Raw genomic sequence first — 18,788 nt, 5'->3', positions numbered from 1 at the left:
GTCATAGAGGTGAAGCATGTCAGAGACTTTGCAATTAGAACAATTAACGGCATCTTTACAGCAGCTTCTGGGTGAGGCACTGTTTGGTATTTATCTATATGGTTCAGCTGTTGATGGTGGTTTAGGTCCAGAAAGTGATTTGGATCTTTTGGTTGTCATAACTCAAGCATTGACACTTCAGCAACGAAAACAACTGGCAGAAACCTTATTACAAATTTCGCATCCGATTGGTGCTGTACAACGTGCACTTGAAGTCACTATCGTACACAAAGATCATATTCTTTCGGGAAGTTATCCACTCAGCTACGAACTACAGTTTGGGGAATGGTTACGGGATGAGTTAAACCAAGGTGTTATACTTAGCGAACATGCAGACCCAGATCTAAGCATTCTGCTGAAGAAAGCACAGATGCATCATCTTACTTTGTTAGGGCCAAGTTTTTCACAGTGGTCAGTTGAGATTCCTGTACAGCAACTCTGGCAGGCGATGGCAGATACCTATCCATCAATTGTGGCACATTGGGATGAGGATGCTGATGAGCGTAATCAGATTTTGGCCTTATGCCGTATCTATTTTAGTTTGGTGACGAATGAGATTGCACCTAAAGATCAGGCTGCGCAATGGGTGATTGCTCAGTTACAACCGCAACATCAGCCTGTTTTGCAGCGCATGAGTCAAGAATATAAAGGTCAGATTGCAAAGCAAAATTGGCAGGATGAGTATCAGGCTTTACAGCCCATTGTTGATTTCCTGAGTTCAAGAATTGATGAACAATTTAAGAAGAAGAGTAGCCTGAACAAATAATAATATTTTAAGAAGTTGGTCTTATTTAAAGTTAGGTAATAGAAAAGAGCGCTTAGTCGCTCTTTTTTATTACTTAACTTTTTTAAAATTTGATCATAAAAATAAATAATCTATTCAATATCAATATCAATATCAATATCAATATCAATATCAATATCAATATCAATATCAATATCAATATCAATATCAATATCAATATCAATATCAATATCAATATCAATATCAATATTATAAAAATTTAAACTATATCTTTTCTTGTTAAAAGATATATTAAGATATATCTTAATAATTATAAATTACCTAATCTGAGAAAAATAATATGAGAAATCAATCTGAACGAGATACTAGACATTCAGAGCGGGCTTCACATGAACGTGAGCATCATAGTCACGGTAGAGGCCGTCGCGGACGTCTATTTGAAGCAGGTCGAATGAAACTTTTGGTTTTATATCTGATTCAGCAAAGCCCCAAACATGGCTACGAAATCATTAAAGAAATTAGTGACTTAGTCGGAGGAGACTATAGCCCGAGTGCAGGTACGATCTATCCGACATTAACGACACTTGAAGACATGAATTTTATTGCACTGCTTGATGCTGAGCGTAAGCAATATCAAGTTACTGAAGAAGGAAAAGTGTATTTAACCCAACAGCAAGACATGCTGAATGCTTTGCTGGAAAAGCTACGTCTTCGACGCGAAATTCATGGCAATGATCAACTGATTGATATACACCGTGCGATGGAAAATCTGAAAACGGCCTTGCGATTAAAACTCAATGTTACAGATTTAAATCCACAACAGATTCATCGGATTGCGGAAAAGATCGATCAGGCAGCCGTTGAAATCGGGCGTTTATGACGGAGGATTTTAAGATGTTAGACGCACAATATCGACTCAAACAGGCGGGTTTAAGAGTTACTCATTCACGAGTTTCAGTCCTAAATTTACTTGAACAACAATCTGATGACTTAAACATCAAACAGATCTATCAAAAATTACATGCCCAGCACCAGCAACTTAGTTTGGCAACAATTTATCGCGTTGTCAGCGATTTGGTGGATGTAGGTTTAATTGCAAGCTATCAATTTCATCGTGCAGAAACAAAATTTAACCTGCCTGATCGTAGCAAAAAACAGCTCCTCCAGATCCAGTGTGCGGCCTTAACGCAGGCGAAACAAACGCAGTTTTTACAGTCCTTACAAGCGGTTTTTCAACAATTTCAAGTAGAGGTTATGCAACTTGAAATTCGGGAAAGTATTTAATTTTAAAATAGAATTGGAATTGATCTATGAAACAACATCAATACTTTGTCACTGTTCAACATTTAAAAGATGCCAAAGGTGAGGTATCAACTTATGCTGAAAAACTTGAGTTTTATACACGCAATCATGATGATATTTTTCAGATTGTAGAAAAATTAAAAAGCGCAGCATTCTTTGACGAGCAAACCACACAATCCTTTGCGGTTGGGCTCAAACTATTTAGTGAAGTGATGTTAGAGCAGCGTAATCATCCTTTATTTGCAGAGTTTGCACCGCATTTCCGTGATTTTATGAAACACATGAAAAGTCAGATTCCGCAGTCCAAATAATCTTTGAGTACGGCTTTGACAAGGATTGTCTTAAAAATAGCACTACACTGTCTTAAAGTTGTGCATAGAATCTTGAATTAAGTTTGGTAATATAAACATAATCAGTAAGATAAGTCATTTATGAAAGCTAACAAACAGTTGGTTTAGAACGCGCTGTTTACGCAATGATAAAACAACAATGCTCTGAGACACGTTATTCTGAATTTTAAGCGTATCCAAGTGGTGAATAGCATTTTGATCAGCAAGCGCAGCGCTCAGTTTGGCTAGCCATTCATATGATTTAAGCACACATCAGGACAAAGATAATGACCAATACCAATTATACGGAAATCTCAGATTCACAGGATTGTGAAAGTTACATCAATCAATTTATTCAGGATTTTCAAATTCGCAGCGCAGAAATTGGTAAAGGAACCGTGATTAAACGTGCTTTACCCAGTCGGCAAAAACGCATGATCGGTGCATGGTGTTTTCTGGATCATGCTGGTCCCGTAACTTTTCCACAAGGCGATGGATTGGATGTTGGGCCTCATCCGCATACAGGTTTGCAAACCTTTACTTGGATGATTGAAGGCACTATGATGCACACCGATAGTTTAGGCACCAAGCAATTAATTCGCCCGTATCAGGTTAATCTGATGACTGCTGGACATGGTATCTCCCATACTGAAGTGGCGCCAGATACTGAAACTAAAATGCATGCGGCACAGCTCTGGATTGCCTTGCCTGATGACAAACTCAATATGCCTCCACAGTTTGATCACTATCCTGTATTACCAACAACACAACAGGATCAGGTTGAATTTACCGTATTGGTCGGTGAGTTTATGGGGCAAAGCTCACCTGTGGCGGTACATACGCCATTGGTCGGCATCGATATGACCGCTCAGGCAGATGCGAAGACTCGTATTCCACTCAATCCAAAATTTGAATATGGCTTTTTAGCATTAGAAGGTCATGCTTGGGTAAATGGACATGAGTTGAATCAGGACAATCTGGTGGTATTAGAGCCAGGGGTTGAACATATTGAGATTGATATTCCAGAAGGGCATCGTGTATTACTGATTGGTGGTGAACCTTTTGAAACTCCAATTTTACTGTGGTGGAATCTTGTCGGTCGCACCACGGAAGGACTACGTGAAGCACGTGAGCAATGGGTCAATCACGATTCACGCTTCGGCGAAATTCCAGATTATGATGGCCCACGTCTTGAAGCCCCCACTTTCCCTGATCAAATGAGAGCATCCAAATGAGTGTGATTGCATGTAGCGTTGTTAAAACAGATCCAGCACCGTGGAAAGGTGAAGTCACCAGCGGTAAACACCATTTTATTACCGATAAACCTGAATCTTTTGGTGGTCATGATACGGGGCCAGCACCTTATGACTTTCTAACAGCAAGTTTGGCGTCATGTACTATGATTACCTTGCGTATGTATGCACAGCATAAAGAAATGGATTTTGGTGAGTTTAGCGTCGAAGTTGATTTTTTTTATGAATAAGGAACAACAGGAATGGATCGAACGTCGTGTGACTTTTAAAAATCCATTATCTGAAGAAATGCAGGAAAAAGTGTTGAATGTCTGTAGTAAAACACCAGTAACCAAGACCTTATTACGCAGTGTGGAAATCAAAACCACCTTAGCTTAATTCTGTTGCAATCTCATGATTTTACAATTCAGCCCATGCAATGCTCATGGGCTGAATGCGATCAATCAATTTAAAATTTTGGCGAGAAATAGAGAACAATATGCTGACTTTACATCATCTGGAACAATCGCGTTCTTTTCGGATTTTATGGGCTTTAGAAGAGCTAGAACAGGATTATCAAATTCAATATTACAAACGCTTACCGACCTATGCTGCGCCACCTGAACTAAAACAGATTCACCCTTTGGGCAAGGCACCCATTTTACAGGATGATGATCGTGCGATTGCAGAGTCTGCGGTGATTTTGGAATATTTGCAAAGTAAGTACGATTTGCAAAATCAGTTTAAGCCACAAAATGATGAAGATGCTTTTCAATATTTATATTGGATGCATTATGCCGAAGGTTCACTGATGCCATTATTGGTATTTCAATTGGTCATGAACAATGTCGGTAAAAATGTACCTTTTATCATTCGTCCGATTGCAAATAAAATTACCGGTGGCATTAAAGCTGGCTTTATTCGTCCACGTTTAAAAGATCATATTGCTTTTTTAGAGGAGTATTTATCTCAACATGATTATTTTGCTGGTCAGTTTAGCTTTGCTGATATTCAGATGAGTTTTCCACTTGAAGCTATTTTAACCCGTACCACAGGTCAGTCTCCCAATATTCAGGCTTTTCTTACTCGGATTCAATCTCGTCCTGCTTTTCAACGTGCTAAGCAAAAAGGAATTGAATAAAGGCAGTTTTGATAGCCAACCATATTGCCTGCTGACAAACTGATGCAGCATGGCAATGCTTGTTATATTTTAAAACATCAATCAAAATGAAATTTGTCATTTATTTTGAATATTTTCTCGTCAATATGCGTCTTTTCAAACAAGCTTTAGATGATTGATGTTTTATGAAATTGATGACTAAAAATATGACAATATTGTCTCTGGGGATTTGTGCGGTTTTCGCATTAACAGCGTGCAATGATTCAAATGATGATCAAAGCCAGAACACGCCGTCGACTCAGCCGCAAGATCAGCGCGATCAACGCTTTTTAAATGCCAAAGCTGGCGATATTCTTCAGGTTCAGATTGCTGATCTGATTCCGACTCAAGGCGCAGTGGGCTATGACCAGATTTATTATAAATTAGGCCGTTGGCAAGGCGATTGGAATCGTCAGACTTGGCAAGCGGATCCAATCAATCAACTTTCTTATCTCAATAAAACCATAGGCAAAAAATTCAGTGATTACTGTGAAGCAATTGGTGCCAAAAGCCGCGATGACTTTAGCAGCATGGAGCAACTCAAAGGAGCAAATTTAAAACAACTCGATAGCTTTGGTTGTGCCGAACAACCAGCAACAGAAACTGCTGATTTGAAAACGGTCGTGGTTGGCTACGATGGTCGTTTGTATCTGACTGATGGGCATCATACCATGACCCAGTTACGTGAATTACCCGATGGCGGTGAAACGCTGAAAGTTTGGGTGCGTGTGGTTGATAATTATAGCTCTCTCAAAACAGCAGATGAGTTTTGGACAAAAATGGTCGCCAATGGTCGTGCATGGTTGCGTAATGGACAAAACCAAAGCATTACATATCAGCAATTACCAAAAAATTTGGGGCTTAAATCAGCAACCAATCCAACGGGTATGGAAGAAAATCAGTACCGTTCGTTGATGTATTTTGTCCGAGATATTGGCTATAGCAAACCTGAGAATGCCACCGACTTTCTGGAGTTCTTATGGCAAGACTGGTTAGAAGCTCAGGTTAAAACAGGGATGGTACAACCTTTAAGTTTTTATCATCTTGATGCGAAAATATATGGCGGGGCAGATGTGCTGGCAAGCACCAGCATCAAAAAGGATTTAACTTTGTCGGGTAGTGCCACAGGTTATACCGCAGCAATTGCCAACTATGCTTTATTGATCGGTACAACAGCACCAGACACGGTCATTTATCAGAATCAGACCGCAAAAAGTCTGGGTAGTTTAAACCTGCAAAAAAATGCAGATAAAGGCTCTGTGACCGCCAATGCCATTAGTACTTTTGATGAATTGAATCGAGATGAAGTCAAAAAAGATGGCACGCCACGATCGGGTGGCAGTGTTTGGTATGCGGTACATTATCGTGAATGCGGTAAACCAATTACGGGAACATGCTGGGGTTGGTAATTATTTGAAAAAATTAAAAAAAGAACGCACAAAGCGTTCTTTTTTACCATAACAATGCTTTAACGTTTTACCACGATGGAATCGATCCCGCTGTGTTGCAAGGTTTGCTGTGCAGCAACAGCTGCATCTTGCGAATCATACGGCCCAGAAACCACGCGATACCATATTTTGCCATTTTCGACACTTTTGACCACATCGGCAGACAAACCATTTAAAATGATTTCTGCGCGACGTGCATCGGCGCTGTCTGGGTCAGGATAGCTACGCACTTGTAAGATAAAGGACGCTTGATGTGGCTGTTGTGGATTTTCTTCAGCGGCAACCGCGGCAGCAGGATCATTGGCAACAGGCGCGCTGGCTTCACTTGGCGCTTCTACAATCACCACAGGTTGCTGTGGCTTGGTCTCGGGCACTGCTTGTTCAGGAATCGGCGTGACTTGTTGCTGTGGTAACAGATCGTAGAAACGATAGTCATGATTGGTTTCTTCTTCCTGATAATGCGGCGAAGTCACTTCATTTTTAGTTGAAACAGGCTTCCACGGTTTCCAAAGCATCAACACCACGGCGATGCACATCAGAGCTAAAATAGCCACCAATGTCCCTAACCACTTTGGAATCAGTGATTTTTTGGGTTTATTTGGTCGCTCAGATACACCGCGCTGCGTTTTTCCAAACACGTGAAATCCTCTTCAAATTAGGTCGTCAGACCAAAAACAGGAATTGGTCTGAGCTTACAAGTCAAACAATAGATGATTTACATTGATTCTGGCGCAGATACACCAAGCAATTCCAAACCATTACGCAACACTTGTTGTACATTGACGGACAACAAAAGACGCGCTTGAGTGAGTTCTGCATCATCATTTAACACTTTATGCTCATTGTACCAGCCGTGGAATAATGCTGCTAACTCTTTCAAATAATTACCAATTTGATGCGGTTCGTAAGCATTTGCGGCACGTACAATAATATCTGGATAGGCAGCCAGTTTCGATAGAATTTCTGTTTCAGCGTCCAGTTCCAGACGTGACGCATATTGACGTGCCTGAACAGCATCAAAATTCACTGCACTGGTCGCTGCTTTTTCTAGCATACGACAGATTCGCGCATGCGCATATTGAATGTAATACACCGCATTGTCCTTGCTTTGTGATACTGCAAGATCCAAGTCGAAGTCAATATGTTGCTCAGATTTACGCATCACATAGTAAAAACGGGCTGCATCATTACCGACTTCTTCACGGAGTTCACGTAAAGTCACAAACTGACCTGAACGTGATGACATTTGTACCATTTCGCCGCCACGCCATAGACTGACAAACTGAACTAAAAGTACGGTAAGTTTGGCAGAGTCATAACCCATTGCATCAATTGCTGCTTTTACCCGTGCAATATAACCGTGGTGATCTGACCCCCAGATATCCACGATATGGGTATAGCCACGTTGTAATTTATCTAAATGATAGGCGATGTCAGATGCAAAGTATGTGGTTTGCCCATTGCGGCGTTTCACAACACGGTCTTTTTCATCCCCAAATTCGGTGGATTTAAACCAGATATTGCCGTCTTTTTCATAGAGAAAACCACGTTGATCTAGGGTTTGTAAGGCTTCTTCAATTTTATCCGTCAATGATGCTTCACTGAACCAGCGATCAAAAGTCACACCAAAATCGGCAAGATCATCTTTAATGTCATCTAAAATGGCTTTTAGCGCGGCCTGATGAAAAACACGATATCCTTCGCCGAGTAGCTGCTGTGAATGGGCAATCAGCCCATCAATATGTTTTTCTTTATCACCAGAGAGAACCACTTTATTGCCTTCAGCATCTAGTTCAGCGGCATATTGCACATCTTCTGGCACATCGCGATAAACATCAGCTACCGCACGCACATATGCATCGCCGTCTTTGTCGATAATGCTTTGTGCAATTTCCTTGACGTAATCGCCTTGATAGGCATTTTTAGGGAAAACAAGGTTTTGTCCAAGTAATTCCAAATAACGTAAATAAGTCGAAGTCGCCAAAATATCCATTTGACGACCTGCATCATTGACATAATATTCACGGTCAACTTTGGCACCCGTCGCTTCTAGTAAGTTCGCTACAGTCATACCATAAGCGGCACCGCGACCATGTCCGACATGCAGACTTGAAGTTGGATTGGCAGAGACAAACTCCACCTGAATTTTTTGTGCGCCATTGGCCTGACTACGGCCAAATTGATCTTTTTGTGCCTGAATTTGATCGAGTACAGCGTAACGCTGATCTGCATTTAAGAAAAAGTTGATAAAACCAGGCCCAGCGATTTCAGCCTTGGTAATGTCTGCGACTTCTGGCAGATGAGCCAATACTTTTTCAGCCAAATCGCGTGGTTTCATACCCGCAGCTTTTGCTCCAACCATGGCAATGTTGGAAGCAAAGTCACCATGACTTCGGTCTTTGGTTCGGGTTAACACACTGTTGTTAGTCCAATCCGAAGGAAGAATCCCTGCTTGTTGAAGAGATTGCACGGCATGATCAAGAGCTGCTTGTATGGCGGTATTCATATCTATCTAAAACGAATGTTCGCAGAAAAACGCTCAATATAGCAAATTTTGTCCGCTTTAGGTGAGGCTGTTTGATTTCACCACCGATTTAATTTTAATGAATGCTGAGAGGGATGTGATCCAATCTTTTATTTTGGATTATTCCTGACAAGAAACAGGTTTATTGAGTAGTTCAGCATGTTGATTTTCAAAGCGATATAAATGTCCTGCATGATAAATTTTGATAGTCTTGGCTGTCACGAGCTCTTTTTTAAAGGTCTCAAGTTTTTGACTGGAATACAGATTAAAAGGATTTAAATAGTTTTTATTATCGAGAAGAAATTGAATTTGTCCAAGTTTATCATCGTATGCGCTCAAGATTTGCTCACCTTTGGCATTGTATAAATAAAAGGTTGGTTTCTGAGTGCTCAATTGACAGTTAAAACGAAATGATAAAATAGATTGATCATCAGATTTATTTTGTAGGATATAGACATCCTGTGTTTTATTTTTCATATAAACCCATTGATTTTTCGGCATGTTTGTATTGAATTGTTCCAGTTGATTCAGGGTGGTTTGACTAAGATCAACAATGCCTTTGGCATTGACTTCGGGAACAGATGGCTTGACGCCTAACCATGAACCGACTTTATCGGTTGTTTTTGAAACACTTTGACAGCCGGTTATTAATATAAGGATCAACGCCAATCCAGACATTGATAAAAAGGATGGTTTTACAATAAACATATTTATAATCAATAGAATCAAAAGCTCAGAATATATTTAGTATATCCAGAAGTATTTATCTCATTCGCTACGATATGTAAAAGCGCTATAAACCTCCTTCCAGATTCTATTTGAACATAAAATGTGATCTATTCGACTATCAATTTTGGAAATACCTATTTTGCTAAAAAAGCGCGTAAGCTATATCGAACCGATGATTTGAATGAATAACCGTTTGGCACTTGAGCTGAACAATGAGATAGGCAATGACCGCTGAAAACACCGCAAAAAAACATCCACTTTATATTCCTTATGCTGGCTTTACCCTTCTGGAACTCCCGCTACTCAATAAAGGCTCGGCTTTTTCCCAACAAGAACGTGGCCAATTCAATTTACATGGTTTACTGCCGCATGTGATTGAAACCATCGAAGAACAAAGCCAGCGCTCTTACCAACAGTTCACAGCTTTTAATGATGCGATCAATAAGCACATTTATTTACGAAATATTCAGGATACTAATGAAACCCTGTTTTATCGTTTAATCGAAGATCATTTAGAAGAAATGATGCCGATTATTTATACGCCAACAGTAGGTGAGGCCTGTCAGCGTTTTTCTGATATTTATCGTCGTCATCGTGGGGTATTTGTGTCTTATCCAGACCGTGAACACATTGATGATATTTTGCAAAATATTAATCGTCGTAACGTTAAAGTGATTGTGATTACCGATGGCGAACGTATTTTGGGATTGGGCGATCAGGGTATTGGCGGGATGGGGATTCCAATCGGAAAGCTATCACTGTACACCGCATGTGGGGGGATTAGTCCCGCTTATACTTTACCGATCACGATTGATGTCGGAACCAATAATCAACAATTACTCAATGATCCTTTATACATGGGTTGGCGTGAACCGCGAATTACTGGCGAAGAATATTATGATTTTATCGATCAGGTCTTAACTGGAATTCGTCGTCGTTGGCCACATGCCTTGATTCAGTTTGAAGATTTCGCACAAAAAAATGCGATGCCTTTATTGACGAAATACCGTGATAAATTCTGCTGTTTTAATGATGATATTCAAGGTACAGCTGCGGTATCAGTGGGAAGTTTAATTGCAGCAAGTCGTGCTGCGGGCAAACAACTCAAAGATCAGATTGTCACTTTTTTGGGGGCAGGTTCGGCAGGATGCGGCATCGCGGAGCAAATTATTGCCCAAATGGTGGCTGAGGGTTTAAGCGATGCTGAGGCTCGTGCTCGAGTCTTTATGGTCGATCGTTTTGGTCTCATTACAGAGAACCAGCCAAATTTACTGGATTTTCAGCGCAAACTTGCACAAAAGGCGGATGTCATCTCCGATTGGGCCAAGGTTGAAGATGTGATTTCTTTACTGGATGTGGTAAAGAATGCCAAACCTACTGTTTTGATTGGAGTTTCAGGTCAACCGGGATTATTTACTCAGGAAGTAATCGAAGCACTTAATGCAAACTGTGAACGTCCGATTGTGATGCCATTGTCCAATCCAACTTCACGGGTTGAAGCCGTACCATCCGATATCATTCAATGGACCAATGGTCAGGCATTGATTGCGACAGGGAGTCCATTTACTCCAGTCAATTATCAAGGGCGGTTGTATCATATTGCACAGTGTAATAATTCCTATATTTTTCCAGGAATTGGCTTGGGTGTGATTGCTTCGGGTGCTAAGCGCGTAACAGAAAATATGCTAATGGCCTCTAGTAATGCATTGGCAGATTGTTCGCCATTATTGAAAAATGCCGAGGCCGATTTACTTCCACCGATTGCAGATATTCAAAATGTCTCGCGTGTGATTGCATTAAAAGTTGCACAAGCAGCGATAGCGGATGGTGTTGCGGTTCCCTTAACCGATGAGCAAATTCAAAGCAATATCGAAAAAGAGTTTTGGCAACCTGAATATCGTACCTATAAGCGCGTACCTTTTTAATGAAGGTTAGTGATTAAAGTCACTACATTCACAAAAAAGAGCTTCGGCTCTTTTTTTATGGAATAAAAATAAAAAAAACTAGACGATACGGTCTGTATTTTTTAAACTTACGCGCGATTGATATCAATAAAACTAAAAATGAAGAAAGATGATGTTAAATAATATTTATAGTATTTTGGAACAGGCGGGTTTTGGCACTTTAAAACGCGCCATCCATGTGCAATTTAGTCACGCCTTACTCAATACTCAGGTTTTTTTACAGCGTATTGACGGACATCATGCGCTCAATGATGGCTTAAATCTTCAGCTCACATGTTTGTCAAATAATGCACACATTGCACTAAAACAATTTATTGGCTGTCAGGTCGCAGTCGACCAGATCAATGATCTGGGGCAATTTTCACGAACTTCAGGGATCATTACACAAGCCAGTCAAGGTCAGAGTGATGGTGCATTGGCCCTTTATACACTTACTGTACAAGACCCGACCGCACTTTGGCATAAACGACGAAATAGCCGTGTCTTTATGAATAAAAGTGTACCCGAAATTACGGAAATTTTATTTAAAGAGTGGCAAGCTAAAAGCAGCTTATTTGCTGCAAGTTTGACGCTTGATTTGAGTGGGCTTGGTCAAAACTATGATATTCGTCCCTTTACTATGCAGAATAATGAGACGGATCATGACTTTCTAACCCGTTTATGGCGTAGTGAGGGAATTAATTGGCTAATTGATGAACAAAACAATATTGTTGTACATACGCTACACGATATTGAGCCACAGAAACTACGTTTGATCGATGATCAACAACATTTTACCGCTATGAGTCGTCGTGTGATTCGTTTTCACCGTAGTCATGCCACAGAATATTTTGACAGTATGACCAGTTTGATTGCACATCGCCAATTACAATCAACAGCGGCTTATGTACAACGTTGGCAAGCGGATGGTCTGACTCAGGATGAAGGTAGTGGTTCCGTATTAAGCGCGCATCTGTACAGCGATCAGTATAACAATGAAAGCCTAAGCCTTGAACAGGCTTGGTCTGTGAGTGCCGCATGGACTTCAGATCTGACTGGAGCCGATCAGGCAACGACTTCAGGTTCGGAGCAGATTGAGCGGCTGAATCAAAATTTAAGCGCCTATCAGGAAATACATGCTAAATATTTTAAAGCCCAAACGATGGTAAGAGATGCCCAAGTCGGTTACTGGTTTGAACTCACAGGACATCCAGAAATTGACCAACACACGGGAAGTGATCGGCAATTTCTGATTTATGAAAAACGCTTTTATAACCAGAATAATTTACCAAAAGATATTCAACAACAATTTGAACGCTTAATGTCCAGAACGACATTGTCCTCATTGCAAAAGGATGAACGCCAAGGCAATGAGCTAACCCTAATACGCCGTCAGATTAAAGTTGTCCCTGAATATCAACCTTTGCAGCATCGACCATCAGTTTATCCACAACGTGCGCGTGTGGTTGGACCAGAAAATGAGGAAATTTATGTCGATGAATGGGGGCGAATCAAAGTTCGTTTTCTGTTTACCCGAGATCAGGATCATGTGCATGATGGTGGCGCAGGTGCCAATGAGAATGACGCAGACTCTGCTTGGGTCGATGTACTGACACCGTGGGCTGGCGAAGGATATGGAGCAAGATTTCTACCCCGTGTAGGAGAACTCGTCGTCATTGACTTTTTTGATGGCGATGTCGATCGACCATTTGTAACGGGTCGAATCCATGAAGCGCAACGTTCACCCACAAAATTTGATGTAAAAGGACAATTGCCCGCAACCCGAAATTTGAGTGGTATTCGTTCACAAGAAGTCGCAGGCTCAGGCTTTAACCAGCTTCGTTTTGATGATACTACTGGACAGATTAGTACCCAGTTACATAGTAGTCATGGTGCCAGTCAATTAAATCTGGGTAATTTAAGTCACCCTAAACAACAAGAAATCAGTCAAGGGCGTGGTGAAGGTTTTGAACTGAGAACCGATCAATATGGTGCTGTGCGTGCAGGTAAGGGAATGCTGATTAGTACTTATGCACAGGAACAGGCGATTGCTGATCATTTGGAAGCGGCTCAAGCACAATCATTATTGTCACAGGGCTATGACAATATGAAAATGCTCAGTGAAATTGCTGCAAAGCAGCAGACTGATGCGTTGAATGTGATTAATCGCTTACCAAAATTTATTCAATCATTAGAGCTTAAAACTACAGGTCAAGCACTGGACAACACTTTAAGTCTATTTAAAGAAGGCATGAATAATGATCCTATCCATGCCCTTAAAGATTGCGGTGGTTTCATTGAGGATATTGGTGCGCTTGGTGGAGATGCGAAAGGTGCAGTAGACGAGTTCAATGCGTTCTTTAGTGATGCCAAAGATGCGGTAGAAAACTTAAAAGAATTCATTGAAAACGTAGAAGAACATGGTGCTGATACTATTAAAGGTAAGCTTGCCAGCATTAAAGATCGGATTCAGCAGAACCCGTTTGAAAGTATTAAAGAAGTTGGAAAAGTTTTAGCCAATGTCGATATTAAAGACTTTGAATTGATGAGTAGTTGTGGGACTTTTAGCAAGGGTAGCAAGCTAGAAATTACCCCCTCTATAGCATTGAGCTCATTACAAGGCTTTATGGAAGGTTATACCCAAGGTCTGGAAAGTAGTTCCGATGCCAAGCAACAAGAACAAGGCAAGATTTTTAGACAGGCATTGATGTTGTTGGCATCACCGAATGGAATTGCATTAACTACGCCTGAAAATATTATCTTACAGGCCTCTCAGGATATTGCTGAGAGTGCCAGTGGTTCAATTAATTTGAGTGCACAGAAGAATATTATTGGACACGCGCAGGATAAGATTAGTTTGTTTGCTGCACAAAAGGGCTTTAGGGCTTATGCCGCAAAAGGGAAATTGGAGTTGCAGGCGCATGACGATGCGATTGAAGCAATTGCCAAGAAGGTGATTAAACTGATTTCCACTGAAGATAAGATTGAAATTACCAGTCCTAAAGAGATTGTACTAACAGCGGGTGGGTCGCAACTCAAAATTAATGCCGATGGTGTGTTTTCAACCACAGGTGGGAAGTTTGAGAGTAAGGCTGGTCAGCATTTGTTTGTGAGTGGCGCTAAAGTTTCATATGAGGTACCACAGCTTCCTAATAGTGCTGTGTATAGTAATAAGTTGGATGTTTATGATTTATTTTGGGAGAATGATTTTAGTCAGCTTAGTTATAAAGCTTTTATGCCAGAAACAAATTCGTTTATATCTGGGAAATTTGATGAGCATGGACGTACAGGAAAGATTTTAAATGAAGAGCCTTTAAATATAAAGTTTTTAATTGGAAAGGAGCAAGAGTTTTGGGACGTTATCGTAGAAGAATGGGGCGATGAGGATTTGACTTTAGGGGTAGATAAAAGTGAAAAGTAAATGTTTGGTAACCTTTATTTTATTAGACTTATTGGGCTATCCAATTAAAAATGCTCGATATCAAGTAAAAAATGGTAATAATTTAATAGCTGAAGGATTAACAAATTCTAAGGGTGCAATTGTTGATATTAATAGGAGTAAAGGGGTAGTACTTGATATATATTTTCAAAATATTTTAAATCAAATGCAATTAATAAACAAAGTTCGCCTTGAGAAAAGCTATGCCATTGTAAAGTTATATAGTCCTTCATTGTTAATAAAAACACAGCTAAGAGAAAATGGTAATTCTGGTGATTATATTAGAAAGACATATAAAGTAAAAAAAGGTGATACTTTACTAAAAATTTCAAAAGAAAATAATACTAATGTTGAAGAGCTTCAGAGAATAAATAAAATTAAGAATTCAAATAAGATATGGGACGGTCAGATTCTAAAATTACCATTAAATAAGGAAAGTTCTCAGCTAAGCCAAAATTCAACTAGCCATCAAAGTTCTCAGTCGAGAAAAAGTTCAAATAATAATCATAACCTCCATGATAGTAGCGCAAAAAATAACGATGGTGGAAAAGATGATCATTGGTTTGGTTCATTGGCTAAATTACCTGATTTAATGCCTGATATTGGTGCTGAAGATGCTTATAATTATATCAAAAATCAATTGCTTGGCTTGAGTCTTCCGCAATTGAATAATGTTGATGTGCAAAGCCAAATGACAGGAAGCCCGAAGCAAGACTTAACGAATCATAAACCTAGCATTATTTTTCCATTTAAAGTTAAGCCTATTAATGATATTGATGGAGAGTTATCAAATTATTATTGGGGAGCTAAACTCAATGATACTAATGCTTCAATGGCAATATTTGGAAGAAATAGAAGTAGTAATAGAAAGCATGCGGGAAGAGATTTATATAGTAATTGTAAACCTGTCAGTAAAGCAGAAAATGGTTTTGAAGTAGTTGCTATAGCACCAGGTAAAGTAATAGCTTCGCAAGAATTCTATCTACAAACTAATCAATTGAGTATTAGGCATAAAACTGAAGATGCTAGAGAGTTTATAATTAGGTATGGTGAATTAGATCCAAAATCAATAACATTAAAAGTGGGGGATTCCGTTAAGCAAGGCCAAATATTGGGCAAAACAGGTGTAATGAAAAATAAGAATGGACCAGCTGCTATACCTATTGCTGGAAAAACAGCGCATAATGTTTCAATGCTACATTTTGAATATTTTACAGGCAATGGTTTTTCATTAGATGATGCATCAAATCTTACAATAAAAGAACACGGGGTTTATTCGAGACGTGATGATATAGCTGATCCTTTAGCAATATTGTTAGAGGGATATAGAAATAGTTTTGATTTACAGTTGCCTCAAACTACTTCTGAGAAATCCATTGGAAATAGAATACTTATAAACAATTTAACAACAAGTGCAAATGCAAGACTCTTTGTTCAAGAATGGGAAGGAAAATATTTAACTCCTGATGGGCAAGGAACATACTATTACGATGATTCTAAAGGGTATTGTACAGTTGGTTGGGGGCATCTCGTAGGTCAATCTTCATGTAAAGCTTTAGGTAAAAAGGCTTTAAAAGATTTTATCTCAATATCTCAGGCTAAAACTTATTTTGAAGAAGATGTTTTGAAACATGAAACTTATGTCAAAAAAGCTATTAAAGTTCCTCTATATCAATATGAATTTGATGCTTTAGTATCTTTAGCATTCAATATCGGGAATATTGCTAGTAAAGCCCCAAAATTATGTAAGCTTATTAATGAAAGTAATTATAAAGATGGACCTGAAGAAATGTTAGATATAAATAAAATAACTGTAAATGGAAAAAAAGTTCCAGATATCGGTTTAACTAAAAGACGTAATAGTGAATATCAATTGTTTATTAAAGGAGCATACGATGCAAGGCATTAATCTTAATTTTTTAAATTTTCTATTAGTCTTTAGTTTGAGTTTTTGCTCAAATGCTGCAGATTATAAGTCACAACAACTAGATGATAAAACAGTATATAACAATAGTGAATATGATCTAAATAGTACATATTTAGATATAAAAAAATATATCAGTAGTAATAAAAATGAAGTTAACTATCTTGTGAATACTCAACGCTCTTGGTTGAAAAATAGAAATTTAAGATGTAAATTTAATGGAAAAGAAGCAAATAATGAAAATTATAAATGTTTAAGTGAGTTTAATAATTCTAAAATTAAAGATTTAAGAAAATCATACTTGAATTTTGATAGTTTGGAGAAAAACTTAATAAAACCATTTGAATATAAAAATGGTGTTATAAAAGAGTTAGAAGTGGGTGGGTGTTATTGCGGTGAAAGTACAATTAGAATTTTAAAAAATAGGATTTATATATATCAGGCTTGTGATCAAAAATTAAATGAACCACGCATATATAACATTGTTGGTAAGAAAAAAAATGAATTTTCTGTGGAGTATCAAGTTGATACTAATAATAATAAAATCCCAGAATTTAATTTGGTCTTTGTCACTGATGGAAAAAATGTTTGGAATATTGTTCCTAAGGTTTTTAGAAAAGAAGATTTATTAAATTTAAATTTTAAAATTGGCTATACAACTGATGAAAACTTAAAAAATAAGGAAATTGATTGTAATGATTATGAGGAGTAATAATTTTATTAAATTTTAGTTGTGCATAAAATTAATATTTAAATTGGAGAGTACATGGTAGTTAATTGGTATGACAATAAAATTTAAGTTATTTGTGTTTTTATCCTTAGAAATTCTATCTAGGTGTATAAGTGCAAAGAGTAATGAGAAGTGTTTCACTTAAATAATTTCATAAGCTTTGGATGGGGGCGTTCTAAATTAATCATATGTGAATATTTTACTAATGTAACTGCGGGATTGAAAAGTAATTATTTTTTCCAAGGTGCTTTTAGTTAAAAAGTAAAAAACGAGGCATAATAATCATTTGCATTTGCATTTGCATTTGCATTTGCATTTGCATTTGCATTTGCATTTGCATTTGCAAGGGCTTTCGGCTTATATAGAGGATATTTAATTTTGAAAAAGGCTGGTTTATTTCTATCACTAATATTGTTAGTTAGTTGTGCAAAAAACGAAGTTCATGCTTTAGGTAAAGATAGAATGGATTATAATAAATTGAATTTCTTTAGGGGGTAATTTAGAAGATATTTTAAGAAAATATAAAGATGATATTGTTATTCAGAACTACAAAGATATTGGTAGTATAATAGGTTGTGAAAATTCAAAAAATTATTATTGATAATAATGAAACGAATTTAGATGTTAGTAATAAAGGTTTTGTAATTGCTGTGAATATAACTAATCCAAAGGTTATAGATGAGAATAGAATAAGTGTTGAGCAAGATTAAAAAAATTATTTAAATTAAAATCGATTAATAAAATGGATAATCAAGAAGGAGGTTTTTATTACGAATACAAGTTGATTTCACAGGATTCTAAATTTTATTATATTTATACTGCTAGTCAAGTTGAGAAGATTGATTCCATTGGATTGTTTTCTAAAGATCATATAGATTGCTATGAGGATTGAGTGTTTTTTAGCCTAGTAGAAAAAGAATTTCTCGAAAAATGAATATTTTTTATAAGGCTAAGTGTTTGATTGTATTGTTAAATAATCAAGTGTGCTGTTCGGTTTCTTGAGAAACGATGGCTTTGCTTAAAGAATTGCCAATAAGTTGCTTCAAATTTAAGAAATAAATCATCAATTACACAGAATAATTAGGTACTATCGAACATAAGGACTAAAGCCGCGAGTTTGGGGCGGTAACTTAACTGATGGCTCTAGTCCTCTTATATTTTTCAAGGTAATTTCTTATACGCGATTCAGGTTATTTATTATGACCAGAATGGTAAGACTCATAATTTAGGGAAATCAAGTTTTTA

The 18,788-nt window shown here is 38.1% G+C and carries 15 protein-coding genes and 2 pseudogenes; 13 read left to right on the top strand and 4 right to left on the bottom strand.

What is annotated here, in order from left to right:
• Positions 1–16 precede the first annotated feature (16 nt).
• From I6L31_RS09570 to I6L31_RS09535, 8 genes and pseudogenes are all read left to right on the top strand, one after another.
• Positions 17–805: an aminoglycoside nucleotidyltransferase ANT(3'')-IIc gene (locus I6L31_RS09570; protein ID WP_005001597.1), complete on the top strand. Its 789-nt coding sequence runs from the start codon at positions 17–19 to the stop codon at positions 803–805.
• Between the two features lie 319 nt (positions 806–1,124).
• Positions 1,125–1,664 (top strand): PadR family transcriptional regulator, encoded by a 540-nt coding sequence (locus tag I6L31_RS09565; protein WP_005001600.1) that lies wholly within the window; start codon positions 1,125–1,127, stop codon positions 1,662–1,664.
• A 14-nt stretch (positions 1,665–1,678) separates the two neighbouring features.
• A complete protein-coding gene (locus I6L31_RS09560) occupies positions 1,679–2,068 on the top strand; it encodes a Fur family transcriptional regulator (protein ID WP_004985684.1) in 390 nt (129 codons plus the stop codon).
• Between the two features lie 26 nt (positions 2,069–2,094).
• Positions 2,095–2,397, top strand: a complete 303-nt coding sequence (locus tag I6L31_RS09555; protein ID WP_004985683.1) for a DUF3861 domain-containing protein — start codon at positions 2,095–2,097, stop codon at positions 2,395–2,397.
• Between the two features lie 305 nt (positions 2,398–2,702).
• Complete coding sequence (locus I6L31_RS09550; RefSeq protein ID WP_005001601.1) at positions 2,703–3,650, top strand: pirin family protein; 948 nt, start codon at positions 2,703–2,705, stop codon at positions 3,648–3,650.
• Positions 3,647–4,046, top strand: a pseudogene (locus I6L31_RS09545) (OsmC family protein). The gene I6L31_RS09550 and the pseudogene I6L31_RS09545 overlap by 4 nt, the downstream one beginning before the upstream one ends.
• Before the next feature lie 100 nt (positions 4,047–4,146).
• Positions 4,147–4,788 carry a glutathione S-transferase gene (locus I6L31_RS09540; protein ID WP_005001607.1) on the top strand — a complete coding sequence of 214 codons (642 nt, stop codon included), beginning with the start codon at positions 4,147–4,149 and terminating at the stop codon, positions 4,786–4,788.
• Positions 4,789–4,952: 164 nt separating this feature from the next.
• Positions 4,953–6,215 (top strand): ParB/Srx family N-terminal domain-containing protein, encoded by a 1,263-nt coding sequence (locus tag I6L31_RS09535; RefSeq protein ID WP_005001608.1) that lies wholly within the window; start codon positions 4,953–4,955, stop codon positions 6,213–6,215.
• 59 nt (positions 6,216–6,274) lie between these two features.
• On the opposite strand, the gene I6L31_RS09530 is transcribed toward I6L31_RS09535, so the two are convergent.
• From I6L31_RS09530 to I6L31_RS09520, 3 genes are all read right to left on the bottom strand, one after another.
• Complete coding sequence (locus tag I6L31_RS09530) at positions 6,275–6,892, bottom strand: SPOR domain-containing protein (protein WP_005001613.1); 618 nt, start codon at positions 6,890–6,892, stop codon at positions 6,275–6,277.
• A gap of 77 nt (positions 6,893–6,969) precedes the next feature.
• Positions 6,970–8,760, bottom strand: coding sequence for an arginine--tRNA ligase (gene argS, locus I6L31_RS09525; RefSeq protein WP_005001614.1), 1,791 nt, complete (start codon positions 8,758–8,760; stop codon positions 6,970–6,972).
• A gap of 138 nt (positions 8,761–8,898) precedes the next feature.
• Positions 8,899–9,456: a hypothetical protein gene (locus tag I6L31_RS09520; protein WP_005001616.1), complete on the bottom strand. Its 558-nt coding sequence runs from the start codon at positions 9,454–9,456 to the stop codon at positions 8,899–8,901.
• A 275-nt stretch (positions 9,457–9,731) separates the two neighbouring features.
• Here I6L31_RS09520 and I6L31_RS09515 point away from each other — a divergent pair, with 275 nt between their 5' ends.
• The 5 genes from I6L31_RS09515 (at position 9,732) to I6L31_RS18450 (ending at position 18,253) form a co-directional block, all read left to right on the top strand.
• Positions 9,732–11,432 carry an NAD-dependent malic enzyme gene (locus I6L31_RS09515; RefSeq protein ID WP_005001618.1) on the top strand — a complete coding sequence of 567 codons (1,701 nt, stop codon included), beginning with the start codon at positions 9,732–9,734 and terminating at the stop codon, positions 11,430–11,432.
• Positions 11,433–11,583: 151 nt separating this feature from the next.
• Complete coding sequence (locus I6L31_RS09510; protein ID WP_005001620.1) at positions 11,584–14,871, top strand: type VI secretion system Vgr family protein; 3,288 nt, start codon at positions 11,584–11,586, stop codon at positions 14,869–14,871.
• A complete protein-coding gene (locus I6L31_RS09505; protein ID WP_005001622.1) occupies positions 14,861–16,798 on the top strand; it encodes a glycoside hydrolase family protein in 1,938 nt (645 codons plus the stop codon). Before I6L31_RS09510 ends, I6L31_RS09505 begins: the two co-directional genes overlap by 11 nt.
• Entirely contained in the window at positions 16,785–17,525 is a 741-nt protein-coding gene (locus tag I6L31_RS09500; protein ID WP_005001623.1) for a lysozyme inhibitor LprI family protein, read from the top strand. Before I6L31_RS09505 ends, I6L31_RS09500 begins: the two co-directional genes overlap by 14 nt.
• Before the next feature lie 593 nt (positions 17,526–18,118).
• Entirely contained in the window at positions 18,119–18,253 is a 135-nt protein-coding gene (locus I6L31_RS18450; RefSeq protein WP_265596798.1) for a hypothetical protein, read from the top strand.
• A 262-nt stretch (positions 18,254–18,515) separates the two neighbouring features.
• Here I6L31_RS18450 and I6L31_RS18355 read toward each other — a convergent pair.
• Positions 18,516–18,641: pseudogene (locus I6L31_RS18355) on the bottom strand (IS982 family transposase); the annotation flags it as partial.
• Positions 18,642–18,788: the final 147 nt, after the last annotated feature.

Origin of the sequence: Acinetobacter septicus (assembly GCF_019355975.1) — a bacterium.
Taxonomy (GTDB): Bacteria; Pseudomonadota; Gammaproteobacteria; order Pseudomonadales; family Moraxellaceae; genus Acinetobacter; species Acinetobacter ursingii.
The sequence above is the reverse complement of the archived record's forward strand: the minus strand, read 5'-3'. Positions and strand labels throughout refer to the sequence as shown.